A 26,995-nucleotide genomic window follows, 5' to 3' on the forward strand; every position below is an offset into this window, starting at 1 on the left:
GTACTCTACAGCGATGTTTCGGGAAAAGAGGTAATCACACTTGTACACCAAAGATTTTTAGGGAAATTAGTCAACTAACTCTCTATCTAAAGAGAGGTTTCACTGGATAAATTAATTTTACTCTCTCAGGATTTATGAAGTAGCCTATTAAAATTTCGGTTTCAGTAACCGTGTAATTTCCCCAAAATCGCGATCGCGCCTTTAAGCCCGATTTCATCACCCAATAAACAGGCGCTTCCTGATGTAGAAGCGCCCAAGACAGTGCCACTCCTATGAGTTCGAGGGTGTGGATAGACTCGAACGCGGGAGTCTTGTGGCAGAACTAGGTGAATTGACGCTGGGATTGAATTGAGCCGTTCTCGACTGAAGGAAGACCGAGAGACTGAGGGGTTTGTTCTGAAGAGTGATTTTGGATGCGATCGCCACTGTGCACATCAAACCAATGAATCGCTTGCGGTGACATGGATAGGCTCACCTCTTCTCCTTCCCACGCCTGATGCGCCGGCAACAAAGCCCGTATCCTCACCTCTGAACCCTTCACCATAACGCTGATTAAATTCTGCATCCCCAAGTTTTCCACCAAGAAAATGCGACCCTGAACCGTCACCCGATCCTCTGGGCTGGCAAGGTGAACATCTTCTGGACGAATGCCCAGAACAACCTGTGAAGGCGGTGTGGGTAAGTTGGGTATCGGAATCCTAAACTCACCTAAGATCGCTTGATTGCCTTGGCAGGAGAGAGTCAATAGGTTCATTTGGGGGCTACCGACAAAACCCGCCACAAATTGGTTAGCCGGTCTGGTGTAGATTTCCTGGGGCGGTGCCAACTGTTGCAAGTTCCCGTCGTAGAGTACAGCCACTTTGCTAGAAAGAGTCATGGCTTCCGTCTGGTCGTGAGTCACATAAACCACAGGTGCCTGCTGCTTCTCGAATAGCTGTTTTAAATCCGCCCGCACTTGCTCCCGCAACAAGGCATCCAGGTTACTCAAAGGTTCATCCAACAAAAAGACATCCGGTTGGCGCACCAGAGCACGAGCGAGAGCAACCCGTTGCCGTTGCCCCCCCGACATCTGACCCGGTTTGCGATCCATTAAGCTTTGTAGCCCCAGCTTCTGGGCTACATCCTCGACGCGCCGCCGGATTTCATCGGAGGGCATTTTGCGTAGCCTTAAACCAGCCGCGATGTTATCCGCAACCGTCATGTGGGGGTAGAGAGCGTAGCTTTGGAATACCATGGCAATGTTGCGCTTGCCAGGGCCAACACGGCTGACATCGCGCCCATTAATCACCACTCTGCCACGGGTCGGTGGCTCCAACCCAGCAATTAAGCGTAGTAGGGTTGATTTACCACATCCCGATGGGCCTAGCAGGGTAAGAAACTCCCCTTCATTAACATCTATACTGATGTCTTTGACAGGAATGACTTTAGGCGTGTACGTTTTGTTGAGATTTATGAGTTCAAGGTTGGCCATAGTTTTTATTACTTATTTCACACAAATTTTTGGGGTAGATTTAAACCTGATTAGACAATTAATTCAGGGTTATTTTCAATAAATTTACCGATTAAGGGCAAGAATTAAAGGTGAATTAATCATGTATTAAAACTCACAATTTATCCTTCCTTGTGTCGGCAGAATCCAGTGAACAGTAGATTGGTAACATGCAATACCATCGGCTTTTCTATGTAAAGTTTGACTACAGATGATTGCGATTTTATTGACATTCGCCTACTTAGGCGAAGCTTGAGAAAAGCCTTGCTCCCAACTATCCTTTGACAGCACCAGCGGTTAAACCCTGGACAATCTTACGCTGGAACAACAGCACCAGTATAACTAAAGGTAAGGTTCCTAATACTGTAGCAGCCGCAATCGGCCCATAGGGAATTTCAAAAGCCGATGCCCCGCTTAACTGAGCTGTGGCAACGGGTATTGTCTTCATCGATTCGCGGGTGATAAACGTTAAGGCAAAAATGAACTCATTCCAGGCAGAGATAAAGGTGAGAATGCCGGTTGTCACCAGTGCAGGCAGCGTCATCGGCAGCACAATCCTAATTAGCATTTCCACCGTATTGTAGCCATCTACTTTGGCAGAATCTTCCAAATCTTTCGGCAGTTGTTGGAAAAAACTCCGCATAACTAAAATCGTTAACGGCAAATTAATCGCGGTGTAAGGAAGAATCAGAGCCAAGTAGTTATTTCCTAAATGGGTCATTCTGACCACTTCTAACAGTCCCAAAAAAAGCAGAACTGCCGGAAATAGCGTAACGATCAAGACAGCTCCAAGGATTATTTTTTCGCCCGATAGTCGCATCCGTGCCAAGGCATAAGCCGCAGGAGTACCTAAGGCTAACGCTAGCAATGTTGAAGTGATGGAAACAAACGCACTATTGATGATGTACAAAGTAAAGGGACGCCGCACGAATAAAGACAGATAGTGTCCGAGGGTGAGCCGCGTGGGAAAGTAAACAGCGGGAATGGCAGAGATATCTGGATTGACTTTGAAGGATGTTAGTACCTGCCAAAGAACTGGCCCCATGAAGAAAATAACGACAAAAAAAACAGAGATGGGCAAAATAATTTTTCGCCAGTTGAAGGTAGAGGTTTTTTGAGCGGGTTGATCGTGTGCGATAGCCATAGGGTTGAAGGTTGAAGGTTTAAGGTTGAAGGTGCAAAAGACAACTTTTAACTATCTCGCTCCTGCGGCATTGGCACGGGTTCTGGACAAGAAATAAGCCGCGATCGCCACAGCGGCAATCAGTAACACAAAAGTCACAACCACGAGTGCCGCTCCATAACCAAAATCCAAGTAACGCATCACGGTACCATAAATATAGAGAGAAACTGTTTCCGTGGCTCCCCCTGGCCCACCCCCAGTCATCACCTGAATTAGGTCAAAAATGCCGAACGCTTGGGCAAATCGGAACAACAACGCAATCACAATTTGGGGCATTAATAGGGGGATGGTGATTTTCCAAAAACTCTGCCAGGGAGTCGCCCCATCAATAGAATGAGCCTCGTAGAGGTCAGTGGAAATGGATTGCAACCCAGCCAACAAAAGGATGGCAATAAACGGTGTTGTTTTCCAAACATCGGCGAGAACCACAGCCACCATAGCTAAAGTGGGATCGCCTAGCCAGGTAATGCCCGTATTAATGATTCCCAAGCGTATGAGGATGTCATTAACAACCCCGAATTGGTCATTAAAAATCCAAGCCCAAGCGAGTCCCATTAAAGCAGTTGGCAACGCCCAAGGAATTAGGGTAATCGTTCGGACAATCCCGCGCCCTTTAAAGGATTGATTGAGTACCAATGCCACACCCATTCCTAATACTAATTCCAGTAAAACGGAGGCGGCGGTAAAGATGCTCGTGTTCCACATACTTCGCCAGAAGCGCCCATCGCCCACCATTCGTCCGTAGTTGTACAAGCCGGAGAATTCTGTTTGTAGTTGGGTGCCCAAATTTTGCGTGAATAGACTTAACCAGAAAGCGCGTCCAATGGGATAAGCAAATACCAGCAACAGTAGGATGATAGCGGGTAAGAGTAGAAACCACCCAGTCCGCTGTTCTTGTTCTCGAATTACGTCTCTTACCTGTGCAGTAGTCATTTGAAATGTGAAGGATGAAGGATGAAGTGCGAATCTTAAGAACGAATCACAAGCATTTGTGCAGGCGCTGAGTCTTGAGAAGTTCGAGCAGGCTGCAAACGGCCTAATAAGTTACGGGTTTCCCCCGCTGCGGCCTGCATCGCTTCTTGTGGACTCATTCCATTCGTAAAAGCCGCGCTGAGATAGCGTTGCAAAATATCCGAAGCTTGGGCATATTGGGCAACAGGAGGCCGTAAAACCGATTGCTGAACGGCTTCTAAAAGTTGCGGAAAGTGGGGGTATTTCGCCATAATTTCCGGCTCTGTAAACAGGGTTTTGTAACTAGAAATCAACCCCGTTTCTAAAACAAATCGGCGCATCGTCTCTTTACTGGTCATGTACTGAATGAGTCGCCATGCTTGATCTGGGTGTTTGGTCGTCGTGGATATTCCTAAACCCCATCCACCTAAGGAAGAACCACCCGCTTGACCCGCGCCCTGAAGCATGGGTTGGATGCCAACCTTACCTCGAATTTTTGAGTCTTCCTGATTTACCAGTTTCCAGACATAGGGCCAGTTGCGTAAGAAAACTGCGCCACCACTTTGAAAGATCTGGCGAGTTTCTTCTTCTCCATAGGTAGTGACGCCACGCGGAGAAATGCCTTGGGTAATGGTGTTGCGTAGAAATTGAACCGCCTCGATGGCCTGCGGCTGGTCAAGACCGACCTCAAGCGTGTCTGGGTTAACCCAGAAGCCACCGAAGCCTTCGAGAACCTCGACAAACATGGCAGAGACACCTTCGTACTGCCTGCCTTGCCAGAGGTAACCCCAATTGGTATCTTTTGCTCCTGACTTCTGCAAGTTCTGAAGAATTCCCAGCATCTCGCTAAAGGTTTCTGGAGGTTTCGCGCCAATTTGCTTTAAGAGATCGGTGCGGTAGTAAAGGACTCCAGCATCGGAGTTTGTCGGCATCCGATAGAGTTTGCCTTGATAGCGCCCACCGTCGATGTTGTTCTCAACCATTTCTGCTAATTGTTCAGCAGGAACTCTGTCGTCCAGAGGTCTTAGCCAGCCTGCGGCGGCAAATTTTGGCACCCAGACAATATCGAGGTTAAGAACATCGTAGGGCGAGTCTCCTAAGAGAAAGGCAGAGGTGAGGAGGTTCTCTTGTAGGTTGGTATCAAATGGCCCTTCTACAACATTGATGCGAATGTCGGGATTTTTCTGTTGAAATTCCTCAAGAAAGGGTGTCCAATTCGCCAAGTCCTGACCTTGCGTCATCATTGTGATGACTACAGGCTGTTGCGTCAGTGCGGGCAGTATCCAAACTTGGAAGATGAGAATCCATGCAAAAAGGATTCCTAAAAGACGAGGAACTCCCAGTTTTTTTATTAGTCTTTGCAGGCGTCTTGATAGGACGCCTCGTGCTTTAATATCTTTCATCTTGAGCAAGGGAGATTTATCGGAAAATCTGCCTGTGGCATATAATTAATACCTAAGGCATACTGATCGCTTTTTAGTGCCGACAGATTATTTAGTCTTATCTTGATTTCCTTACCTGTCGCTCAAGCCACTTATAAAAAGAAAATAAAATCTATCTATCTTCAGATTTTTTAACAATATTTATTGGGAAATAAATATATTTAAGACTGCCGCATCTATCCCAGGATATAAAGATGGATAAAGACTTTGTGTCATGGGGAATAAAAAATCAAGGAAAACCGTTGAACTCGGAGCGAGCGCTTGATTTAATACCTTTCCAGTTCGATCCTTCTATTTTTTAGCAAATCTCTCTAATTTACCTTTACAAAAGCCTCTTTCAGCTTTTGTAAACTTGAAAACTGCCAATATTCAATCAAGTTAGCTTTTTGAGAAAACTATTCTGTCTTTAGGAAGATTTACTCAATCCTCCGTCTCAAGAAGGACGGTTGAGTATGAATACCTTGTTAAATTGCAATTGATGTAATTCAGTGATAAATCTTTATGGCAGACATTGAAGATACAATTCTTAATGCGAAAGATAAGCTTCCGAACGTTACGCCTACTCCGCCAAGCCAGCAAATGCCGCAGTCGAGCGCTCAAGCTCTCAAACAACGTCTCGAATGGGGCGAAGTGGCGTTTACAATTCTAGATGTACGCGATCGCGGAGCTTTCAACGCATCTCGAATCCTGGGCGCTATGGCAATGCCGATGGAAGACTTGCCACAGAGGGCATTAGATAGTCTTGAGCCTCGGCGCGAAATCTATGTTTACGGTGACAGCGACGAACAATCAGCTCAAGCCGCTAACCAACTACGCCAAGCTGGGTTTGAGAGCGTATCAGAGTTAAGAGGCGGACTTGCAGCTTGGAAAGCGATTGGTGGGCCGACCGAAGGCAATGCTGAAACCGGGTATGATAGCAGCAGCGCCGAATACAATGTTAAATCGCGCTTAGATAAGCACGCGCAAGTTACGTCAAAAAACGTATAACGTTTGACGGACAAGTTAAGGAACTATAGTGCCTTAACAGGGTTCACCTCATAAAATACGCAAGATAACAGTAGAAGGGGGCAATCTTTTCAGGTTGCCCCAACTTTTTGGGCGATAGGCTCGCACTACCGGGTGATGCGATCGTGATTTATGCCGATTTAGTGCAACAGGCGAAGTCGCAAAATGAGCTGATGATGGTATTAGGGCATGAGTTGGGTCATTTTGCCCACCGCGACCATTGGCGAGGGTTGGGGGGCGCTTATCTATCGTATAGAGCGCCTTTGCCATCTTATTCAGTGATGCTGGGGCGTTACAGTGAGTAGAGGCTTCCGGGGTTGAGGGCATCTGGCGATCGCATTTTCCCAGTCTTAGGAACGCAAGGCGGATGAGTATGGCTTGACTTTTAGAGTCAGGAGAGTCAGGAGAGTCAGGGCAGTAGGTTGAACTCGTTATGAGCTTAGGGTTTGCCTGCAAACTTTCCGGTTCCACTCCCCCACTCCCAACAGTTACGTTTTTCTCCGGCTACCCTGCACTAGGCGCAGAAAAACTGATTAGCTGGAATGCAACTCGATATTAAAAACAAAGAGTACCCGTGTAATAGAGTCAGGCTTTCATCCACAGATCAGACAATAGTGCAAATTTTTGCTGGGAAAGTTAAAGGCAAATCTTCTCTGTCCCAGGTAAAGTAAAGGGTGACTACCAATTGCGGTGGCACTTTGGGGTGAACAGCCGCACGCGGGTAAGGGTCTTTAGACGAGTGGTACTGAATAACTGAAGTTCGTAGTAGCCGGGAGCGTACTTGCAAGCGCAACAGGCGACTATCAGCCCCGTAGATCAGCACCATTCGGCTTTAAACCGATGTCCGTCACAAGTGCTGCCTATGTCCGCACCTTCTGTGACTGTTTAAATTGGGGAATGAGGTGGTACTGATGGAGCTAGAAGTTGCTCGTGCTCGTTGCAAAGATCGTTTAGTTTGGGCAATAGCCCAGTTAGCGGGAAAAAGTGATCCGGTTCAAATTGAGAAGATCACTGAATTGGTTATTCAAACCATGACTGGCCCTTGGCGCTATTTTCATACCACTGAACACATCTTTGAGGTCGGTGGCTCTGTTGATGCCATTGAAATTTTGGCGGCTTTATTTCATGACATCGTCTATGTGCAAGTCGATCATGGCATGAATCTCAACATCAGTCGTTACTTAGCACCTTTTATCTTGGAAGATCAAGGCAAGCTAGTCATCGAAAAATCTGCCACACTGCCCAATCACTTGATGTTTGAAATTGTCGTGGCAGTATTTGGATTGGTTCCTGGTGAAACTCTTTCTCCCTTTAAAGGGCAAAACGAATTCTTAAGTGCAGTCATTGCTGCCATGGCTTTAGAGCCTGTGTTGTCACCCAGTCTCATTGCTCAGATCGTCGCTTGTATTGAAGCGACCATTCCCTTCCGGGACTTATCTGAATCAGGTTTAACTCCGAGTGAGCGGCTCTACGAGCGTTTGATAGCCGCGAATCATCAGTTTAACTTTGGCTGGGATGAAGAGCAAACCATTGCTGTTGTCAAGCGTTCAGTGCGTTTAGTCAACCGGGATGTGGAGAATTTTGCCTTTCCCAATTCGGCTGATTTCTTGGACAATACCTGGAACCTCATGCCTGAAACGAATCATGAGTTGAGTAATGCTGATTCTTACACCGTGCAGGGATACCGCCGCTCTCTGCACAAGATGGAAGAGTTTATGAACTTCCTCAAGCCCGAAATAGTGTTCCAGCAGTTTATGGAAGAACCGGATGATCCAACCTACCGTATATTGATTTCTCAAACGCAAAAGAACTTAGAAGTCGCCAGACTTTATCTAGCGATCAAGGTGATTACTATCGCTATTTTAGAAGCGATCAGCTATCGCCTAGGACGGAATATTCCCTTGTCCACTCTGATGGGAGAATTACCAAGACCAGGAACCAGTACACCCACCTTAGCTCAGTTTCTCCCCGATCTGCTCATTCCTCTAGAGCCTAAAACCACCTTAGAAGCTGAGGTGTTAGCTCTGTTAATTCAAGGACGAAATCAAGAGTCGGTTTATGATCTAAAAAACTCGCCCGTTGCTACCTATATCATTAGATCCATCGGGTTTGATTCAGTGGGATATTTACTCAAGCAAGCGAAAGCCTTCTTTGCAGGATCGATTTCGGCAACAGACTTTCTTTGCCAACTCAAATCTGAGGTACTCAGCACCATCATCAACGCGGTGGAGCAAGTTTTTGCTAATCGGATTGAAGCTTTGCGTGAATTGAGTCTAGATACTACGTTTAGCCAAACAAAACCTCACTAGGTTGAGCTGTCCAATTTTGAATTCAAGGATTCTATCTGTTTTTAAATGGGCCTCTAGTTTAGGGTTTTGTTGAGTTGGGTGCGATATGAGGTTTTAACGTAGACGCGTAGCGGCTTGCCGCAGGCCACCACAGAGGCAAAGAGACACAGACGGAGACACAGGAGAGATGGGGAGAGTTTTTTACCTGCCTAAAAGTTTGTAGACAAATCTTAGTTCATTACAATATCAAGTTCAGAGACGCCAAATTTTCGAGCTTTGATACAGCGCTCTATATAGAGTCGAGCGGCCTTATCTTGCTCATTTCGTTGCAAAACGTCCTGAAAAACGTCCTGCGCCTCGGCAAAGTTCTTTTCCACATAAAGAGCTACTCCTCGTTCAAACTCAGTGCGGGTTTGTCTCTTTAGATGAATCACAGGTTCAGGGTTGGCGTCATAAACTTCAAAGACATCCACCGGTTGACTCTTCCCCTTCACTCTGACGCGACCGAGAAAGCGATAATGATACTTTTGGGAGTCATCTAAACCATACAGGGTTTTTTCGCTGATTAAAATATCGACGCCATAAAGCTTCGTTAACCCTTCTAAACGAGACGCTAGATTTACAGCATCTGCAATCACGGTACCTTCCATCCGCTCTGGTTCTCCCACTGTACCCAGCATTAAACTGCCTGTATGTAAACCAATTCCGATCGCGATCGGTTCTTCACCCGTCTTTTGTCGATAAATATTATAAAGAGAAACTTGTTTTTGCATCTCTATTGCCGCCAGTACAGCATCATCGGCGGCTTGGGGAAATAGCGCCATCACGGCATCACCGATATATTTATCAATAAAACCGTGATACTTACGAATTACTGGACTCACTCGGCTTAAATAAGCATTGAGAAAGTCAAAATTTTCTTTCGGAGACATCTTCTCCGACAAATTGGTAAAGGAGCGAATATCTGCAAAAAGAACCGTCATTTCTTTCTGCACTTGGTCACCTAATTGAACATCAATAATGCTCTCTCGTTCCAAAAATTGTAAAAACTCATGAGGGACAAAACGCCCGTAAGCGGCATTAATCTTCGCTAAGCGAATATGGGTTTTAATTCGTGCTAAAAGTTCATTTTTTAAGACGGGCTTAGTCAAATAATCATTGGCACCTGCACTAAATCCTTCTACTAAATCAGACACTTGATTTTTAGCCGTTAACAAAACAACAGGCAACTCATTCGCAGGAAACCGTTCACGAATTTTTTGACAAAGTTCATACCCAGTCATTTTGGGCATCATAATATCCAGCAAAATCAAGTCTGGCTTAAGTCCCTGATCAATTAACTCTAATGCCTCCATCCCGTTGGCAGCTTGAGTAATTGCATAATTTTGCAGAGAAAGATGGTTGACGAGAACCTGAAGATTGACGGGTTCATCATCCACAATTAAGATTTGAAACCCTCTCGTTTTGGAGACTAAAATTTCCTGTTCCATTAGAACATTATTAGGAGCCTCTGTCATAACAGAGAACACTTGAACTTTTGATACTTCTGCTTGTCCTTTCCGCTCTACCTTGCCTTGGGATATGGGTAAAGTAAAGGTAAAACGAGAACCTACTCCCACCGTAGACTCTACCCAAATTCTGCCATTGTGCAACTGTACCAACTGTTTGGTAACTGCCAAACCTAAACCTGCTCCCCCGTATTCTCTAGCAATTGAGCCATCCGCTTGTTCAAAGGATTCAAAAACTCGGTCTAACTTATCCGCTGGGATACCAATACCCGTATCCGCAACTGTAATTTCCAGTTCATGATTAACCGCGGTCGCAGAGACTTCAACAGTTCCACTGGGAGTAAACTTAATCGAGTTACCAACTAGGTTGTACAAAATCTGTTGTAATCGGTTTTCATCAGCATCAACTGAGGGAAGTTCTGGATCGATTTTATTAATCAGCCGTAAATCTTTTTTACCAACCAGGGGTTGAGAAAGCATTAATACAACATTGGTAATTTCTCGGATTCCCACAACTTGAATTTTTAGGTCAATATTTTTGTGCTTTAATTGCGAAAAATCTAGTAAGTCGTTAACTAACTGAGATAGACGTTTACCACTAGAGGCAATCAGAGAAAGATTAAATAAAGTTTTTTGAGATAACTGGCCTGTTGCGCCATCCATTAATGACTCAGCAATACCGATAATCCCATTAAGAGGAGTTTTAAGTTCGTGAGAAGTATTGGCTAAAAATTCATCCTTAAGTTGATTCATTTTTTGCAAATCTGCATTTTTTTTCTCTAGTTCTATGGCATAAGCCTGTAATCGTTTCCGCGCTTCACTGAACCGACGCTCTAAAATAAACCCTAAACATAAAATAAAAATTAGAGTTCCCCAAGGATAGAATTTTTGATACCAGTGTACAGGTTCAAAGATATAAATCAAAACATCATGAATGACACATAGGGTAAGCGTGGAAAATCCAGTCGTGAACAACTTAGCGTCCCAGTTGCCTGTGCGAGAGTTCTTAATAGAAATTATCAATAAAATTAGAGAACTTGATAATAATAAAATTTGCGCTGGCAGAACTGTAGAACTCCAAGATACTAATTGAAATACCACTAAAGGTAATGCTATAACAGCGTAAATTAGATGAATCTTCCATAACCCATTAATCAGTTTTTTGTAACGCAAGCCAAACATTTCTTCAAAAAAGAAACAAGCACTAATGGGTATCAGATAAAAAGAGATGTAATGGGTATAATGCAATAAGATATAATTCTTGATAAATAAAGTAATTAAATCAGAACGAGCAATGGTATATAAAGCAATAAGTATGGCTAAAGCGCCAAAAGATAAATAGGATTTTTTCTCTTGTCGATTGGAGGCTAGTAAAATAGAAATTAAACCTAAGAAAGCAAAAAATATCCCTAATATTTCATCTAATTCTTGCTTAATTAATCGTTTTAGTAAGTCTATCTGAGAACCAACGGTAACCCGATCAAACAAGCCAATATAGCGAGAAGAAGAGTTGCCCGCATAAATTTGAAAGCACAGAAATTGATTGGAAAAATTTGAATTAAGAGTAACAATAGGCCATTGATAATTAGTTAATTGAGCTTTACCCGAAGGTGTTAGCGAATATTGGCTATAAATCCGTTGCTTTTGAAAATAAGCTCCTAAAATGTAGGGGACAGAGCGCAAATAAAGGGCTGGAGATTTCCATTGACCTGCTGGCAAGGGTACACGCAACCAAAGAATTTTTGCGTCTGCTGGCTTATCCAGTTTTTTAGGAAACCGAAACGATTGCCAATTAGGACTTGAAATCGCTTCTTGATCGCAAATAGAAATACCCGTTACATCCCCTGGAGACTTGTCCCAGCGATATTGCCATCCTTGCGTGAGTTCTATCGGGGATGTCGCAGCTTGAGCTGGTGCCTGACTAGGCGCTAGCATGAATGGCAGGATACTCAGCAAAACCACCATGAGAGCGCCTATACACCAAGCCATGCGGGTATGAGTCCAACTAACTACAAGCTTCATATTTTGGATTTCCTAGTACACCCAGGCAGAAATAACTGACCAGCAATAATCTCCCCCATCCTCACGCTTAGCTCCGGCCCCCTCCCCTGATTCAGGATGCATATTCGTCGCCATCAGCTTTGTGAATAGTTTTCAGATATTTCGGATGTACGTCCAAACTTTTACCTCCTGTGGTTACGTTTATCTTCCTTGTTACGGAGAGTGAGAGGGTGAGGTGGAGCGCTCTTCGTCAGTCCTGAAACAATCTTACTGGCTAGCTTGGAGAGATGAGGAAAGCCGTAAGCTCAAGGCATGAAATTAGCGCCTATTCAAAAATGGGTCAATAAGTCAAGGTTTTTCCATAAAATTTGAAATTTAGAAATTTTATTGCTACATTGCAGAAGATGCTACCAAATATGGTATGGAGTTATGAGTAACTTTTTTGATATGAATCCTGTATCCCGCCCCCTGCAAGCAAAGTCCCTGGTGTACGATTTGAAGGCGCGGTTGGACTGGGGAGAACCGGCGTTGACAATTATTGATGTGCGCGATCGCACAGAGTTCAACCTCAGCCATATTATGGGAGCTGTGCCTATGCCGCTCAATGAATCCGCAGACCGAGTTTTGAACAAACTGGAACTAGGTCGCGATATTTATGTTTACGGCGAAACTGATGAAGAGACAACCATTGGCGCAACTCGATTACGTGAGGCTGGATATCGCAATGTCTCTGAAATCCGAGGAGGCTTGGCAGCATGGAAAGCCGTTGGCTATCCGGTGGAACCGATGTCAACCATGACCATACTGTGAGTCGGTCAAGCAGAAGGTAAAAGGTAAAATTTATTGCTCTTGAATTACCCATTACCTACCCTCTTAATGTTCAAAGATATCTTTGTATTGCAACAAGTCTAAAGTCACGATCACCGGCAAAGCCTCGAAGCACTGTTGAGCCAGTTCCCAGCGTTCTTCTCGTTGGAGCATGGTAATGAGTTTTTGCTGTGCACTGAGCAGATAACGGACATCATTGGCGGCGTAGCGCAATTGCTCGTCTGAAAGGTTGGCAACATTCCCCCAGTCAGAACTTTGAGACGTTTTATCGAGTTCTACCTGTTCTAATTCCAGGACTAATTCCTTGAGTCCGTGGCGGTTAGTATAAGTGCGGGCTAGCTTGCTGGCAATTTTTGTGCAAAATACCGGCCTGACTTGGATGTCGAGATGTTGCTGTAAGGTCGCTAAATCGAAACGAGCAAAGTGAAAGACTTTTAGGACGTGACGCGCTTCTAGTAATTGTTTTAAGTTAGGGGCGTCGGTTTGTCCTTTGGCAATGCGAATCACCGTGACTCTGCCTTGAGGGTCACACAATTGTACGAGACACAAGCGATCGCGCAGGTAGATTAGCCCCATTGTTTCTGTATCAACGGAGATCGCCTCAGCTTGAAGATACTCTTGATATAAGGCGTCGGGAAGGTCGCGTTCGCAAACTTGAAAATCTTTCAATTCCATACCAAAGTTGAGGTTGAACGTTGAAGGTTGAAGGTTTTAAGGTTGAAGGTTGTATTTCAAAGCAGAACCCGAAGGATAGGATAGCTTAGAACTTTCAACCAGCTAACCAGGTAACCTTCAACCCAATTATCGGCGTTTGATGAAAATTTGCGTTAAGTAATACTCGCCCTTGGCATTTTTGGTAATGCCAACGCCCGTTATGTCAAAATCCCCTTCCATATTTTTACGATGACCAGGGCTTTTGATCCAGCCCTCAACCGCCTGTTCGCCTGGTTTAGAGTAACCCATGTTGTAGGCAAGATTTTCCGCCGCCTTGCGATAGGAAATGGATTTCGCGATCGCTTTTACCCGATCTTCAAATCCGTCATGGCTAAAGGTCGCCTCACCACTCGCCATCGCCTGAGAGTGAATTCTGCACTGTTCGCTAATCCGGGCATCTAATTTTAGCGGTGGCAAGTTCCGGGACTGGCGATATTGATTAACCTGTTGATGAACCGATTCCTCCATTGCTGCGAACTCAGGTGGCTTTGAACTTTGATCTCCGGTTGAGGTTGGTGTACTCTCGGATGGGAGAGATTGACCAATAATGCTAGAGGAATCGCAGCTACTCACTCCAGCCGTCAGCACGAGTAGCCCGAAAATAAACTTTGTTAAACGTTTTTGCATCTTGATCAGTAGATAGGGTCGGTCGTGTCCACACTTGACAATACATAGGTACTACCCACCCTTCTACTCTAACGTTTGCCGTTGTACGGTTTTCTGCTGGTCGTAACCGCTAAGGCGTAAAGCGCTGAAGCGCTTACTACGAAAAGTTACGGCTGCCAACGTCCCCTTCTATTCCCCAGTCTCTAAGTTAATGAACTTAGCCACCGTGTGAACATCCTTATCACCGCGCCCCGAACAGTTAATCACAATACGGGGACTGCCCGTGAGTTGAGGAGACAGAGTTTCCAGATACGCGATCGCATGAGCCGTTTCCAAAGCTGGGATAATTCCTTCTAACTCCGATAACCTGCGAAGTGCGGCGATCGCCTCTTGGTCAGTTACCGCATAATATTCTGCCCGACCACTATCCTTCAAATAACTATGTTCAGGGCCAACACCAGGATAGTCCAGTCCCGCACTAATGGAATGTGCCTCGACCACCTGCCCATCATCATCTTGCAGCAAATAACTCATGGCACCATGCAACACCCCTGGACGCCCACGAGTCAGCGTTGCCGCGTGTTTTTCCGAATCCACACCTTCTCCGGCGGCCTCAACACCAATCAGCCGCACCGTCGATTCGTGAACAAACTCATAAAACAATCCCATCGCATTGGAGCCACCGCCTACACAAGCCAATAGAATATCCGGCAAACCGCTCCACTTTTCCTGACACTGTGCGCGAGTCTCTTGACCAATCACGGCATGGAAATCGCGCACCATCATCGGGTAAGGATGGGGCCCTGCCACTGAACCCAAGATGTAATGGGTGGTTTCCACATTCGTCACCCAGTCTCGAATCGCTTCTGAAGTGGCATCTTTTAGGGTACCTGTACCCGCAGATACAGGTTGCACCCTCGCGCCCATAAGCCGCATCCGAAACACATTCAGCGCCTGCCGTTCCATATCCTGGACGCCCATATAGACAATGCATTCCAGTCCAAAGCGCGCACACACCGTTGCGGTTGCTACGCCATGCTGACCGGCACCCGTCTCCGCAATAATCCGCCGCTTACCCATCCGTTTAGCCAATAACACCTGAGCTAAGGCATTATTGATTTTGTGGGCACCGGTGTGATTTAAGTCTTCCCGTTTTAGATAAATTTGCGGCCCACTGCCATCGGGTCTGGCATAATAGGCACTCAGGCGCTCAGCAAAATAGAGTGGACTGGGGCGTCCAACATAGTCTCGCAGTAACTGTTGCAGTTCCGTCTGAAAATCCGAATCCTTTGAGTATTGCTCAAAAGCTTGTTCTAGCTCAAACAGAGCAGGCATCAGTGTCTCAGGCACATATTTACCGCCAAACTTCCCAAAGCGCCCTAAAGTATCGGGTTGCTGGTTTGCGGTATTAGTATCGGATTGGGAACTATGGGGCACAGGAGTGGTGGTCACAGCGAACAGAAAGCATACAGGACAAAACCCATTATAAATCCCTGCTCTACAGAGAGAGCTGAAAGCTTGATTTAAAAAAGGTTTATTGTTCTTATATTTCTTGTATACCCGCTAATAGAGACAATAATAGTATCAAACTTTGAGTCTTTGGTTTTCAATTAAACAACTATGTCTATTACTGGTGCTTTAACGGATTTTTCTTTACCTGAAATTTTTCAGTTTGTCGAGAAAGGACATAAAACTGGATTGCTGACACTGCGGGCTTTGCCAGAATCGACCACACGAACCTCTGTGCATTATCTCTGGGTGAATCAAGGAAGAATTGTGGCAGCCGCTAATCAATTAAATGAGCAAGGTTTAATTTCGTTGATTAATCAATATCCGTGGGTGAGTCAGCGCGTCGTTACCAAACTATCTCAATTTTGTCCTGCGAATAAACCGCTGGGTTTGTACCTAAGGAGCCAAGGGGCTTTACAGGTTGAACACCTAGAACATCTATTTCAAGTTCAGATAATTCAGCAGCTCTGTGCGGTGTTTCAGCTCAAAGATGCTCATTTTATATTCGACCAAAATGTACCCGCACCCATACGAGAAATGACAGGCTTGAGCATTTCTTCAGCCGTATTAGTAGGCGTTTTGCAAAAATTAGTTATCTTGAAAGAAATTTTTGAATCTAGAAAATTTAATCTGGAAATTAATCAAAGAAATAAAACTTATAAAAATTTCTGCCAACAGCTTGAATTAGTTTTAGATATTGCCTTTTTTCATTCTTTAAATATATCTTTATTTGACCCAGAAAATAGCATGAATAAACTGTACCAAGTTCTTGATTTATCCGAGCGACCCTACGATTTACCGAAATCTAGAAAGCCTCAAACGATGTGTTGTACCAGCCAATAAATTCCAGGACTAATGGGTTATCAACACAAGGAGTTTATTGGCCTAAATTTGTTTGTATTTGGGTTCCTTCGTCGTCCCGGCCTTTCTGGCCACGCCAAATCTTAGATTATAACGTGGGACTCAGTCCGTATTGTGTGGAAGCTCATTTTCCGCCTGATGCCTGCCATTGGTGTAGAGGTGTCGTCTAGGGGTGGTGACAGGCTCCTTGCAGCAGGGGGGAGGATTTTGCCATGGATGGTTAAACACCTTAAATACGCTGATGAGTGCGGTCGTGCCTGCAACCCAATGACCTATCTTGAGCGCGTCAACTCCCTACGTCCGGTTCGCTTTCTAATTGGCGAGTGCGATCCTCTGGTTAATGTTGCGGCGGCAAAAGCCTGCGCTAGCCAATTCCCTTGGTTAATGTTGCGGCGGCAAAAGCCTGCGCTAGCCAATTCCCTTGGTTAATGTTGCGGCGGCAAAAGCCTGCGCTAGCCAATTCCCTGACGGTTCCTGTTACGTTGTTCCTGGTATGGGGCACGGGACAACTCGTTTCGGGCCCTCGTTCTGTGACCATGTTCGCTATTTCCTGGCAACCCAATTGGGCGATTGGCGAGAGTAAATATTAAAAATTTAATTCACCCCTTGACAAAATCTTTTTTTTCCAGTCTTTCATCAATCGTGGTGTTGAGGAACTCGTGATTTACTAGGTCTAAGCTGGATCAATGGACAATAGCTTATCGCATCAATCGCTAAGACACCCTCATGGAAACAACACTGGCGGGTCACTATCAAATCGTCCGACATCTAGGCGCTGGTGGATTTGGTCAGACATTTCTGGCGAAAGACAGCCATTTACCCGGCAAACCCCTATGTGTCGTTAAGCAACTCAAGCCCAAAGCGACGGATAATGCCACCTTAGAAATGGCAAAACGCTTATTTAATCGCGAAGCTCAAACCTTATACCGCTTGGGTGATCATGACCAGCTACCCCGCCTGTTGGCTCACTTTGAACAAGACAATGAGTTTTATTTGGTTCAAGAATATATCGAAGGTCAGCCTTTAAACCAAGAACTTGCTGAGCGCACGCAGTTGAGCGAGGCCTCGGTCATACCCCTTTTGCAGGACATCTTAGAGGTGCTGGTGTTTGTCCATCAGCAAAATGTGATCCACCGCGATATCAAACCCGCCAACTTAATTAGACGTAGCAGAGATGGCAAGATTGTTCTCATCGACTTTGGAGCCGTTAAAGAAGTTAGTGCCCAAGTCAGGAATCCCTCTGGACAAACGAGCTTAACCATTGTCATCGGCTCTCCGGGTTATATGCCCAGCGAACAAGTTGCTGGTAGACCTCACTTTAGTAGCGATATCTTTGCGGTTGGCATGGTTTGTCTGCAAGCCTTGACAGGGATGAATCCTAGAGAATTACCGCACGATTCATTGACAGGGGAGTTCAGTTGTGAATTATTCAAAGACCTAGCTCCCGTCAGCCCCGGTTTTGCGGCAATTTTAGATAAGATGGTGCGCTATGATTATCGGCAGCGCTACCAGAGTGCCATAGAAGCTTTGCAAGCACTGGAGAGACTGCTCCACCAACAGCCTGGGCAGTCAGATTCAACAATCCTTTGGCAGCCTCTGGGACTTCCGACATTGGACGAACCGGAGGGTCAAGTGGGTTTGGAGTCGGCTTTTTATGTGGAGCGTCCGCCAATTGAAGCGGACTGCTACGAAGCCATTATCAAGCCAGGGGCATTAATCCGAGTCAAAGCGCCTCGGCAGATGGGCAAAACGTCTCTCATGAGCCGAATTCTCGATCGCGCCAATGAGCAGGGTTATCATACCGCCTCGTTGAACTTTCAGTCAGCCGATGCCGAGTTTCTCACCAATTTAGACCAATTTTTGCAGTGGTTCTGTGCCAGTATTTCTTGGGAATTGAATCGAGAAGATAAGCTGGATATTTATTGGAAGGGCATTCTTGGCAGTAAGAATAAGTGTACCAATTATTTCCAACGATATTTGTTATCTGAGCTGACCAGTCCTATGGTTTTAGGATTGGATGAAGTTGATCAAATTTTCCAACATCCTGATATTGCGACAGATTTTTTTGGCCTGCTCAGAGCATGGCATGAGCGGGGCAAGAATGAGGCGGTTTGGCAAAAGCTGAGGTTGGTGATTGTGCATTCTAAGGAAGTTTATATTCCCTTAAATATTAATCAATCACCGTTTAATGTGGGATTACCGATTGAGTTGCCAGAGTTGAATCAGGCACAAGTTGAGGATTTAGTCAGGCGGCATGGATTAAGTTTTTCAGCCCACCAATTCGATCGCCTGATGGCAATGGTGGGTGGGCATCCTTATCTAGTACGGGTGGCGCTCTATCAAATTGCACGGGGAAGAATGACGTTAGAACAACTGCTGAAAGTGGCTCCTACGGAAGAAGGGCCATATTATGATCATCTTCGTCGCCATCTGTTGAATTTACATGAAAATACGGAGTTGGTGGCTGCTGTTAAACAAGTGGTGGCAGCAGAAAGTCCAATCGAGATTAGGACGGCAGAGGCGTTTAAATTACGCAGCATGGGGTTAGTTAAGTTTCAGGGGAATACGGTGAGACCGTTGTGTGATTTGTATCGGCTCTATTTTCGCGATCGGCTAGCGTCTCCCTAAGGAGAATCGGCTGATATGAGTTCGGAGTTAACTCCTAGTCTCGATGTCGTATAAATGGCAGAGGCTGCGAAGCTTCTGCTTGAGGCGATCGCGCAAGCTATCGGGCGCTAGAATTACGCAATCTTCCCAGTACCGGGATACTTCTCGAATCAGCCAGAAGGGATTGGCAACTCGCCGCACCACATTTCGCACGTCTCCCATGAGTTCATTTTCTAGATCATCGTCTTTAGGTTCATAGGCTTTTGCCAGCCAGCCCCGAAACTGTAAGTATACTTTGATGTAGTCCAGTTGACCCTGCCAATCCCCACTTATCGGCAAAACTGACCGAATCCGGTCGAAACGCAAGCATCGATTGTGCCAAAGTTCTGACAGTTCAGGGATATCCTCTTCTACGTCTTTTGTTTCTTCACACCAAACTTGCAGGTAAAAGCGTTTTTCATAGAAGGGAATCTCGGCATAACGGACTGTGTACTCTAGTTCCTGATTTTGGGAATTCCGGTAGACCAGATGGAAGGGCTGTTGTTTGTTAATCAAATCCTCAATCAATATCCGCCATCCTTGGGCAGGTTGGCTGACTTGTTGCAGCAGGGATTGACGCAGGGGAGCTTCGAGTTTGCCTTTGTCTAGCAAAAGTGCAAGTACAGTTTGGGCTTCCCCGACCTGACCTGCATCCTTTAAGGCTTTTATCGCTTGCTGCAAGGCTTTGACCTGGCTTGAGTTTAGGGTAAAGGGCTGTCCGACTTCTACAGCTTGTTGTGCGATCGCGACAATTAGCCCTGAAATACTGGGTTCTTTGCCCCAAAGGATGTTCAGGCGACGTGCGATCGCTTCTAGCTGCTCCTTGGTTCCTGGCGGAATTGACAGTGTAATTGTTTCTTTTTTTCTCGGCATTTCCCAAATTATACTTGCACTTTTGGATTAACCGTGCAATACTCTTTTTTGTAATTGTATATTGAGCTAGTGGCATCAAGTGTAGGGACAACCGCGGAGGAGAATGTTCCTTTCACGGGAGTGTACTGGCATCGCCTGATTTGGGAATTTGTCCGAGGAAACACGGAAAAACAGCCAAAGCAGGAATTGATTGAGATTGAAATATCCGTAAAATTCACGATTCCAAGTCTTTGTTTGCTCCCATAGACTCATTTTTGAAACTGGGACGCTCCCACGAAACTCAGCATGATCACTGAAACGGCTCAAAACACCAAAATACTGATTAGTGCCTTAATTGCAGATGTCATATCTGTTCAGAGGTCAGAGTTGATTACGGTGCTAGCAAGCAAGCCAGATTCAGCCGCAATCGCGCACACCTTCGGGCATCCTAAGCTCGTTCGGGAATTAAGGCTGAAACGTAACCCTGAGGCTGACCAGTCACTGAAACTGGACTTCAAAGGCGATCAAGTCATCTATCAAGGTCAGGACATTGGCAGAACTCAGATTTTGTACAAGTCGCCGCTACCTGGAGAATTACAGGCACGGTTAGCTATTGAAAGCGCAATCGATCGCTTCTTGGAATATCTGCAAAAATTGCAGCAGATTGTGGTGTTAAATGAGAGCGATCGCCACCTTCAGGTTTTCCTTCCAAATAAGACGATTCCTAACTTTCCAGCACTCTGGAAAAAGTTTCTAGAAGAGGTTGCTTTCTCGGCTTATGGCAAGAGTGAGTACCAGCTTCCAGGATTGGTGCAGACATTTATTGTAATGCTGAATGCCGTTACCTTGTCTGGGCGGGGATTCAGCACTCTGGATATTCCTGTCCTGACCCGAAATCAGGCAAATGTTCTTGCTGCATGGTACTACCAGGTTATTTACCGTGTTAGGGAACGGCAAAAGGAACGACAAAGTAAAATCAACACTTTGATACGAGAGCTTGAAAACCTTGATTTGAGCGAAAAAGAACGTAAATCTAAGGCTAAAGAGCTGCAAGATAAACAAGCGATGCAGGATAAGGAGGCTCAGAAATATACTGACTATTTTTTGAAGGGTTTCGGCAAATCGTTAGAAGAACAGAGTGCTGCATGGAAAGAACTATCTGTACTTCAAGAGCAACTGTCTCAACCAGGAATTGCTAAGACTGAACAACGAAAGTTGCAGAAGCAACAGGAGAAATTGAGTAGCAAGCTGGTATTCTCACAGGATTCTATTCAAGAAAAACTCGCTCTATTTCAGGAGTCTAAGGGCGATCCATTTGAGTTTGTTCGTCTAGATGCACAGCGAAACCCAGAGAAGTTCAAGACTATTGCAGCGATCGCGAAAAACTTTGAGAGGAGAGCAACCGATCAAATTAACTCTACTCGTGGCAATATTTTTACTCAGTGTGTAACTGAGATGTATCGCCTTTTGGAGTTGCAGCAGTTCGAGCCACGACCAGAACCATTGCTGACTGAACAGCCAACTTTACCAGAGATGCGATCGCCCGGAGATGACAGTAAAGAATTCTGTTATTCCTGCGGAGTTGCGCTTGACCCCAAAACGGCTCGATGGCAGGTTCTGCGATTTATGTTTGAGCGTCCATCTCAGCGTCGGCAATCATCATCCGGTGAAGGTAGACCACATATTTGTGCATCGTGTTCTGCTCTAGCGTTTGCTTCACCCTTAAAGGTCACTGATGAAAGCATTACTCTACGCCTTACCTCTGCCAATGGCAGTGCAGCCTCTGAAGTAAAACTCAAAGACTACCTCAGAATGCTAACGAATAAAGAGATGCATTTGAGTGCTGGTCGTTATGTGATTCTCGCTTCAGACAAGACTAGCAGTGGAGAATTGGCATCTCAAAAACTAGGACAGGTGCAGTATGCCTACGCCAAAGTTGCTTCAATGTTTCCGCTTGAAGTTTTGACAGACTTTCAGTTTTCGCTGGTTTTGCAAGGAAGCCAATCAGTTTCCTTACCCAGTCGTCATCTCCTTCTCATTAAAGGACTAATGACAAGCTATGGGCAATCTGTCATTGCTGCCGGAAAAGAGATCAACATGACGCTAGGGGATGCTGTGCGATGTATAGAGCAAGATTTGCCGTATCTGGCAGATTATAACCTTGCTAAGGCTTCTAGCTTTTCAGACCGATTGAAGCTAGAGCAAATTCGCGAACTGTATTGGGAGGCAATTCAGAAGGATTTGAACTCTAGGAAAGAAAGTATGGATTCAAATAATCAATTACCCAAACGAGCAAGACTATATCAGCATATAGCCGCTCTCACTGGCTTAACCTATGCCTTTGCTCAATCGCTTGAGAGTACTGCAAAAAGCTTAATGAAGCCAGAAGATGCTGAACGGGAAGTGAGCAAACTGATTGAAAAAGTTGATGATGCAGTAGCATTCAACTACTACGCTACATTGGGCGATGCAAAGAAAACCAGTGTGCAGGCAAGGCTATATCGCAACCCTGATTGCGATTTTATCTACAGTCAAGCCAAAGCACTATTGGAAGACTTGGGTATTACTGATCGAGAGCAAAAAGATGACAAGGGCAAGCTGTATTTGCAGCTTTATGCCGATGACTTAACGCGAGTGTACACTCACTTTTCGAGTACAAAGGACTACGCCCAAGAGAAAGACTGGAAAGAACTTACCTACAATCTCAAGCTTTCTCTATACACTCGTTTTCCTGAATTGGTTCGCAAACTGAAATCTACAAATTGAGAAGTAGCTATGGCAACTGGATTACCCAAAACGGACGTTAAAAATCCTCGTTTTCATTTCGACATCTACGCCATCCTTGAAGGTTCGCAAGAGCTTTATCTGGGTCATGAGGTGCAGGTGAATGTCAATCTGGTCGAAATGATCAAGTTGGAAACCAAGAATGGTCAATCGTTGGAAAAATGTTACATCTCACCCACAAAGCGCAGAGGCGTAGAGCGTCGCTGTTTACTTTGGGCACCTGTTAAAAGTGGTGAGTTGTTGGGTGACAAGCTCGAATGCGGTATTCCCAAAACCTGTGCCAAACCAGATTGTCCAATTTGCGCTCCCTACGGCGCACTTGACCCAGGTAAGCGAACCCTCATCGGTCGTGTGACGCATGGCGGAGGTGTTGCGGTTCAAGGACTGTATCCAGTGGAGAAGCAACGAGCAATGCACCCAGGTTTACTCGTCAATCAAAAAGATGAAACTCCTATTCCCTTTAAACGAGAGTACAACCAACCTGGATTGCTCTATCCAGTGTCGAACCATGCGTTGAGCGTTACCGATCAGGAGTTCGCTTCAGTTGCTTATGCTTTCCTAGATGCATTACCTCGTATTGGTTCTGGTAATCCCAAGGGAATTGCGATCGCAGAAGACAGCAATCATATGCCTTTACTCGTAGTCGATCGCTACCTTGTGCCCAGAGGCAAGCGTCCAGTTATTTCGCCGTCAATCACCAATCCAGAAGACGCGATCAAAAACTTTATCAATGATGCCAATGATGTGAATACATCTGATAACGGTGATGATGCTGAATACACGGGGACTCAACCGAATTTCAAGACAAAGTATTTTGCTCGATGGGTTGGTCAAAATGCCCTGCACAAATTACAAGAGTACTCTATCCAGTTTGTTAAAACCGTTTTGCAGGCGTAAATCATGTACTGCGTCAAACTTACCCTTCAACCTACGGCAGCGATGACCTTTCGCATCCTACCGGGGTCAATTCTCAATATTGCTACCTATGCGTTTGTACCACCAACAACATTCTCTGGCTACTTACGTAGGCTAGGCATGATGAGCGCTGGATTAGATATTCCGGAAACACTTATCAACAAAGATAATCCACCAATTTATGCCCTACCTTCCCAGTATTTAGCTTTAGGGGCATATCCAGCTGACTCAGCCTGGAGAGGCGTGCATCGCACCTACCGAAAAGGAATGCGAGAGTTCAATCACGATTCCTTTTCCCGACTCTATCAGGATGAAGACAAAGCCAATTTTCAGCTTCACACTTGGGAATACTTTATTACTGAGGAATTGGTTGGGTATATTGTTGCTGATTCACCACAAGGCTTAGAACATTTTCAAGACCTAGAGGCTTACGGTTGCAAGCTAGGGAAAGAAGGTTTTGCAGTAGTTAGTGATGTTTCAGACATTCTAGAGCTATGCCAGGAAACTATTGCAGCTTACCCATCCACCATCACTCCAATGGAGGCATTTCTCCAAAGCAATCAGTTCGTTGGCGGGTGTGATGTTTACAACCTCTATCGGTACAACTGGACAGCGAAGGCTCAAGCCCAAACCGATAGGGATGGTTTCTTAGACGCTCAACCGAGTGCAGTGGATGGTTTTGTTCCCTTCGTAGCTGCTTACTTCTCCAGAGATATTGGGCAACCTCCCACTCTTAATTACTACACCGATAGAGATAACATCCATATCCCTGTTTCCCTCGTCAATCTGTTGAGAGATAAAATTCATGCCTAAACAGAAACATCAACGCCCATACATTTTTGGCAGAGTTTTCTTTCCCGGTGAAGTCAAACCAGACTTAGACGAAGTGCGTTTACAGCCTCTCGGCGATCATGTTGGGAATGTCAGACGACTTGTAAAGCAATGGAAAGATTTTCCCTGTAATGATTCACGCCCACGAGTTCTGAAGGCGACAGACTTACACGATATGGGTAAGCCTCAACGCTTTGCTATTCAGGTCAACATTAATGCTAAGGGCAAGTTTAATAACTACATCTACTCATTTCGAGGGCATCGCTTTCTGGCTAAGAGTGAAGATACTTGGGCACAAGCACTTGCGAGGGGGCATCATGACTTCTCTGTTGGAGAACTTACCAAAGATGCTTACCAACTTAAGAAGGATTCAGCTTATACATCCGTCTTGAATCAGAATCCGTTGGCATACGCTGAAGAACTCTACATTCTGGAAATGTGTGACCAGATTGAGGCAGAACTAGCTTGTCGCATTCTCGGAGATGAGGAACAGGCAGAGTCTCGCACCTTTATGGATTACACTCTCTCTAAGGCAGATGACCAAACCTATCAACTCGATCCGTGGCCGTTTAAGCAAGAGAAACTTGATTTAACTTTCAGGTATTGGTCTAAGAACCTCTCGAATGAGGAAAAGGCGAAACTAAAGGAGCTGAGCGAGCGCAATTCAGCGTCCAAAGTAGGAGATGAGTTAGATCGAATTGTAAAAACCTGGTGGCATACTCAGGAAAATAATCCCAAGGCTGAAAAGAGGCACATAACTCTGAAGCCTTTGTCACAGAAATATCTTGAGCCACAAGACGGTGACACCTTCTATCAACAGCTTGCTGGATTTTCGCCCAACCCAATGCAGGAAGAAATGTTTAGGGCGATCGCTGCAACAGAACATCCGGCTATTCTGCTAAAAGCTCCTACAGGAACAGGCAAGACCGAATCTATTCTTTTTCCTGCACTAGCCAGAGGATATCGTCTGTTTTTGCCATTACCTGCTCGAAGCCTCTTAGAAGACCAAAAGGAACGAATTGAAAAATATCTAATCAAGTTCTCAGATCCGGATATCTTTCCAGAGAACAAAGATCGCGAAATCTCAATGGTTGTAGATACAGGCTCCCAGATGTATAGGCGGGTCTACAAAAATGGTAAGGATATTACCGCAACCCTCAATATCAATCTTCGTCGCCACCTTTATAAGGGAGACGTTATCTTAACTACGATTGACAAGTTCCTATATCGCTACTTCTCCTTTGGAGATAAGCAAAAGTCTTTCGTTTTTCCACTCCGAATCAATCAACCTAAAACTCTGATTGGCTTTGATGAATCTCATACTTACGATGAAATTTCGTTCACAAATTTCCAGAGCTTAGTCAAGGCACTATATGAGGCTGGGCGATCGCTTGTCCTGATGACGGCAACCATGCCACCAGAACTGGCTAAACGGTTTGATTATTTAGAGACTATCGACTACACAACTAAGTTTTCTCAACAACCTGAGCGATGCTTTGAGTGGAAGGAGCATCTAGTCTGTAATCGAGAAGAACCAGGAGATTTTAGAAATCCTGATAGTTTTCAAAAAAATTTCGCAGATATTATTGTCAATGAGTGGAAGTCTCGAAACCAGCACAGTAGAATCATTGCAGTAGCTGAAAGTGTCAGAGATGCGGCTGCAATCTATCAACAACTCAAAGATACACTTGGATGCGATACCACTTCTGAGAATCGATGGCTATTTCTTTATCACGGTCGCATTGCTGAACAACTAAGACCTAAACTTTATCAAGCTATCAAGCAACGAGATGATGATAAGCAACCTTACATTGTGGTGACAACCAGTGCAATCGAAGTTGGCTGCGATCTCAATGCTGAGGTTTTGGTTTCCCAAATCTGCCCACCTGAAAATTTGATTCAGAGAGCAGGACGCTGTAACCGTAAAGGGAATAGCCCACATGCAAAAGTTATTGTTGTAGGCGATCGCATTCCTGATTTTGCAAATAGTCTGGATGAAGCTGGCTGGCAAAAGTATCAAGAAACACTGCGATCTCTAAAACATTTTGATACTCAGCTTATCTCTCAATATATTTCGCGATCGCAGCAGGTTGAAGACTATCGAGTCGTAGAACTTTTTTCCATGCTGCATGACTATGTTTATAGCGCTGACTTAACGTGTCAACCTCTGCATCAACGGGGATTAATTCCTACTCGAAGTTGGAAACCATCGATTAATTTGGTTCATCTTGGTAAAGGGCATAGTATCTCAGTCCCTATTGATAGGTTGGCTAATGGACAAAAGTATGCTGATATCTATGCTTATGAAAAACGATATGACAAAGAAAAAAGTCAGTGGGATGATGAACATCTTCTCGGATGGGGGTCAGCTTATGGAAAGGAAATTACCGTAAGGATTTCTCCTGATGGTGTTGACGTGAATTTACCACCGTATGACTATGATGAGAAGTTAGGATTTGTGGAAATTCCTAAAATATTCGTCAAAAAATGGACAGATGGTGCTGAAGAAAAGCTTTTGTATATCACAGGTCAGCACAAAGCTGTTATCAGTTATATCAAGTCTCTAGATGAATAGATTCGAG

Annotated in this window: 21 protein-coding genes; 11 read left to right on the top strand and 10 right to left on the bottom strand. The window is 45.0% G+C overall.

Going from position 1 to position 26,995, the window contains the following annotated elements; all coding sequences use genetic code 11:
* Positions 1-322 precede the first annotated feature (322 nt).
* The 4 genes from NDI48_17310 to NDI48_17325 form a co-directional block, all read right to left on the bottom strand.
* Positions 323-1,471 (bottom strand): ABC transporter ATP-binding protein, encoded by a 1,149-nt coding sequence (locus tag NDI48_17310; protein ID MEP0832932.1) that lies wholly within the window; start codon positions 1,469-1,471, stop codon positions 323-325.
* Between the two features lie 292 nt (positions 1,472-1,763).
* On the bottom strand, positions 1,764-2,633 hold the full coding sequence (locus tag NDI48_17315; GenBank protein MEP0832933.1) for a carbohydrate ABC transporter permease: 870 nt from the start codon (positions 2,631-2,633) through the stop codon (positions 1,764-1,766).
* Positions 2,634-2,684: 51 nt separating this feature from the next.
* Positions 2,685-3,605 (bottom strand): sugar ABC transporter permease, encoded by a 921-nt coding sequence (locus NDI48_17320; GenBank protein ID MEP0832934.1) that lies wholly within the window; start codon positions 3,603-3,605, stop codon positions 2,685-2,687.
* Between the two features lie 35 nt (positions 3,606-3,640).
* Positions 3,641-5,026: an ABC transporter substrate-binding protein gene (locus NDI48_17325; protein ID MEP0832935.1), complete on the bottom strand. Its 1,386-nt coding sequence runs from the start codon at positions 5,024-5,026 to the stop codon at positions 3,641-3,643.
* A 540-nt stretch (positions 5,027-5,566) separates the two neighbouring features.
* Here NDI48_17325 and NDI48_17330 point away from each other — a divergent pair.
* On the top strand, positions 5,567-6,052 hold the full coding sequence (locus NDI48_17330) for a rhodanese-like domain-containing protein (GenBank protein MEP0832936.1): 486 nt from the start codon (positions 5,567-5,569) through the stop codon (positions 6,050-6,052).
* A gap of 107 nt (positions 6,053-6,159) precedes the next feature.
* Positions 6,160-6,375 carry a M48 family metalloprotease gene (locus NDI48_17335; GenBank protein ID MEP0832937.1) on the top strand — a complete coding sequence of 72 codons (216 nt, stop codon included), beginning with the start codon at positions 6,160-6,162 and terminating at the stop codon, positions 6,373-6,375.
* Between the two features lie 299 nt (positions 6,376-6,674).
* On the opposite strand, the gene NDI48_17340 is transcribed toward NDI48_17335, so the two are convergent.
* Positions 6,675-6,896, bottom strand: a complete 222-nt coding sequence (locus NDI48_17340; GenBank protein ID MEP0832938.1) for a hypothetical protein — start codon at positions 6,894-6,896, stop codon at positions 6,675-6,677.
* Positions 6,897-6,981: 85 nt separating this feature from the next.
* On the opposite strand from NDI48_17340, the gene NDI48_17345 reads away from it, so the two are divergent.
* Positions 6,982-8,379: a hypothetical protein gene (locus NDI48_17345; GenBank protein ID MEP0832939.1), complete on the top strand. Its 1,398-nt coding sequence runs from the start codon at positions 6,982-6,984 to the stop codon at positions 8,377-8,379.
* A gap of 209 nt (positions 8,380-8,588) precedes the next feature.
* Here NDI48_17345 and NDI48_17350 read toward each other — a convergent pair whose 3' ends face one another.
* Complete coding sequence (locus tag NDI48_17350; GenBank protein MEP0832940.1) at positions 8,589-11,888, bottom strand: ATP-binding protein; 3,300 nt, start codon at positions 11,886-11,888, stop codon at positions 8,589-8,591.
* A gap of 408 nt (positions 11,889-12,296) precedes the next feature.
* Between NDI48_17350 and NDI48_17355 the strand changes: the two genes are divergently transcribed.
* Positions 12,297-12,677, top strand: coding sequence for a rhodanese-like domain-containing protein (locus NDI48_17355; protein MEP0832941.1), 381 nt, complete (start codon positions 12,297-12,299; stop codon positions 12,675-12,677).
* A 63-nt stretch (positions 12,678-12,740) separates the two neighbouring features.
* On the opposite strand, the gene NDI48_17360 is transcribed toward NDI48_17355, so the two are convergent.
* The 3 genes from NDI48_17360 to trpB all read right to left on the bottom strand — a co-directional run bounded on the left by NDI48_17360 (position 12,741) and on the right by trpB (position 15,467).
* Positions 12,741-13,370 carry a ribonuclease D gene (locus tag NDI48_17360; GenBank protein MEP0832942.1) on the bottom strand — a complete coding sequence of 210 codons (630 nt, stop codon included), beginning with the start codon at positions 13,368-13,370 and terminating at the stop codon, positions 12,741-12,743.
* A gap of 126 nt (positions 13,371-13,496) precedes the next feature.
* Complete coding sequence (locus tag NDI48_17365; protein ID MEP0832943.1) at positions 13,497-14,036, bottom strand: CAP domain-containing protein; 540 nt, start codon at positions 14,034-14,036, stop codon at positions 13,497-13,499.
* A 168-nt stretch (positions 14,037-14,204) separates the two neighbouring features.
* Complete coding sequence (gene trpB, locus NDI48_17370; protein ID MEP0832944.1) at positions 14,205-15,467, bottom strand: tryptophan synthase subunit beta; 1,263 nt, start codon at positions 15,465-15,467, stop codon at positions 14,205-14,207.
* A 168-nt stretch (positions 15,468-15,635) separates the two neighbouring features.
* Between trpB and NDI48_17375 the strand changes: the two genes are divergently transcribed.
* From NDI48_17375 to NDI48_17385, 3 genes are all read left to right on the top strand, one after another.
* Positions 15,636-16,367, top strand: coding sequence for a DUF4388 domain-containing protein (locus NDI48_17375; protein ID MEP0832945.1), 732 nt, complete (start codon positions 15,636-15,638; stop codon positions 16,365-16,367).
* 234 nt (positions 16,368-16,601) lie between these two features.
* Positions 16,602-16,814: a hypothetical protein gene (locus tag NDI48_17380; protein ID MEP0832946.1), complete on the top strand. Its 213-nt coding sequence runs from the start codon at positions 16,602-16,604 to the stop codon at positions 16,812-16,814.
* A 297-nt stretch (positions 16,815-17,111) separates the two neighbouring features.
* Positions 17,112-19,013, top strand: a complete 1,902-nt coding sequence (locus NDI48_17385) for an AAA-like domain-containing protein (GenBank protein MEP0832947.1) — start codon at positions 17,112-17,114, stop codon at positions 19,011-19,013.
* A 27-nt stretch (positions 19,014-19,040) separates the two neighbouring features.
* Here NDI48_17385 and NDI48_17390 read toward each other — a convergent pair whose 3' ends face one another.
* Complete coding sequence (locus NDI48_17390; GenBank protein MEP0832948.1) at positions 19,041-19,904, bottom strand: WYL domain-containing protein; 864 nt, start codon at positions 19,902-19,904, stop codon at positions 19,041-19,043.
* 285 nt (positions 19,905-20,189) lie between these two features.
* On the opposite strand from NDI48_17390, the gene NDI48_17395 reads away from it, so the two are divergent.
* Genes NDI48_17395 through cas3 form a run of 4 tightly spaced genes read left to right on the top strand, consistent with a single transcriptional unit; the run spans position 20,190 to position 26,988 of the window.
* Positions 20,190-22,649 (top strand): hypothetical protein, encoded by a 2,460-nt coding sequence (locus tag NDI48_17395; protein MEP0832949.1) that lies wholly within the window; start codon positions 20,190-20,192, stop codon positions 22,647-22,649.
* Between the two features lie 9 nt (positions 22,650-22,658).
* Complete coding sequence (locus NDI48_17400; protein MEP0832950.1) at positions 22,659-23,564, top strand: hypothetical protein; 906 nt, start codon at positions 22,659-22,661, stop codon at positions 23,562-23,564.
* Positions 23,565-23,567: 3 nt separating this feature from the next.
* Complete coding sequence (locus tag NDI48_17405) at positions 23,568-24,395, top strand: hypothetical protein (GenBank protein ID MEP0832951.1); 828 nt, start codon at positions 23,568-23,570, stop codon at positions 24,393-24,395.
* Positions 24,388-26,988, top strand: coding sequence for a CRISPR-associated helicase Cas3' (gene cas3, locus NDI48_17410; GenBank protein ID MEP0832952.1), 2,601 nt, complete (start codon positions 24,388-24,390; stop codon positions 26,986-26,988). The genes NDI48_17405 and cas3 overlap by 8 nt, the downstream gene beginning before the upstream one ends.
* The last annotated feature ends 7 nt before the right edge of the window (positions 26,989-26,995 follow it).

This window comes from Microcoleus sp. AS-A8 (genome assembly GCA_039962225.1).
Lineage (GTDB): Bacteria > Cyanobacteriota > Cyanobacteriia > Cyanobacteriales > Coleofasciculaceae > Allocoleopsis.

What these genes read in the sequence shown, in the direction of transcription:
- NDI48_17310 (MEP0832932.1), bottom strand. Translation starts at nt 1,471, where the DNA reads ATGGCCAACCTTGAACTCATAAATCTCAACAAAACGTACACGCCTAAA.
- NDI48_17315 (MEP0832933.1), bottom strand. Translation starts at nt 2,633, where the DNA reads ATGGCTATCGCACACGATCAACCCGCTCAAAAAACCTCTACCTTCAAC.
- NDI48_17320 (MEP0832934.1), bottom strand. Translation starts at nt 3,605, where the DNA reads ATGACTACTGCACAGGTAAGAGACGTAATTCGAGAACAAGAACAGCGG.
- NDI48_17325 (MEP0832935.1), bottom strand. Translation starts at nt 5,026, where the DNA reads ATGAAAGATATTAAAGCACGAGGCGTCCTATCAAGACGCCTGCAAAGA.
- NDI48_17330 (MEP0832936.1), top strand. Translation starts at nt 5,567, where the DNA reads ATGGCAGACATTGAAGATACAATTCTTAATGCGAAAGATAAGCTTCCG.
- NDI48_17340 (MEP0832938.1), bottom strand. Translation starts at nt 6,896, where the DNA reads ATGGTGCTGATCTACGGGGCTGATAGTCGCCTGTTGCGCTTGCAAGTA.
- NDI48_17345 (MEP0832939.1), top strand. Translation starts at nt 6,982, where the DNA reads ATGGAGCTAGAAGTTGCTCGTGCTCGTTGCAAAGATCGTTTAGTTTGG.
- NDI48_17350 (MEP0832940.1), bottom strand. Translation starts at nt 11,888, where the DNA reads ATGAAGCTTGTAGTTAGTTGGACTCATACCCGCATGGCTTGGTGTATA.
- NDI48_17355 (MEP0832941.1), top strand. Translation starts at nt 12,297, where the DNA reads ATGAGTAACTTTTTTGATATGAATCCTGTATCCCGCCCCCTGCAAGCA.
- NDI48_17360 (MEP0832942.1), bottom strand. Translation starts at nt 13,370, where the DNA reads ATGGAATTGAAAGATTTTCAAGTTTGCGAACGCGACCTTCCCGACGCC.
- NDI48_17365 (MEP0832943.1), bottom strand. Translation starts at nt 14,036, where the DNA reads ATGCAAAAACGTTTAACAAAGTTTATTTTCGGGCTACTCGTGCTGACG.
- NDI48_17375 (MEP0832945.1), top strand. Translation starts at nt 15,636, where the DNA reads ATGTCTATTACTGGTGCTTTAACGGATTTTTCTTTACCTGAAATTTTT.
- NDI48_17380 (MEP0832946.1), top strand. Translation starts at nt 16,602, where the DNA reads ATGGTTAAACACCTTAAATACGCTGATGAGTGCGGTCGTGCCTGCAAC.
- NDI48_17385 (MEP0832947.1), top strand. Translation starts at nt 17,112, where the DNA reads ATGGAAACAACACTGGCGGGTCACTATCAAATCGTCCGACATCTAGGC.
- NDI48_17390 (MEP0832948.1), bottom strand. Translation starts at nt 19,904, where the DNA reads ATGCCGAGAAAAAAAGAAACAATTACACTGTCAATTCCGCCAGGAACC.
- NDI48_17395 (MEP0832949.1), top strand. Translation starts at nt 20,190, where the DNA reads ATGATCACTGAAACGGCTCAAAACACCAAAATACTGATTAGTGCCTTA.
- NDI48_17400 (MEP0832950.1), top strand. Translation starts at nt 22,659, where the DNA reads ATGGCAACTGGATTACCCAAAACGGACGTTAAAAATCCTCGTTTTCAT.
- NDI48_17405 (MEP0832951.1), top strand. Translation starts at nt 23,568, where the DNA reads ATGTACTGCGTCAAACTTACCCTTCAACCTACGGCAGCGATGACCTTT.
- cas3 (MEP0832952.1), top strand. Translation starts at nt 24,388, where the DNA reads ATGCCTAAACAGAAACATCAACGCCCATACATTTTTGGCAGAGTTTTC.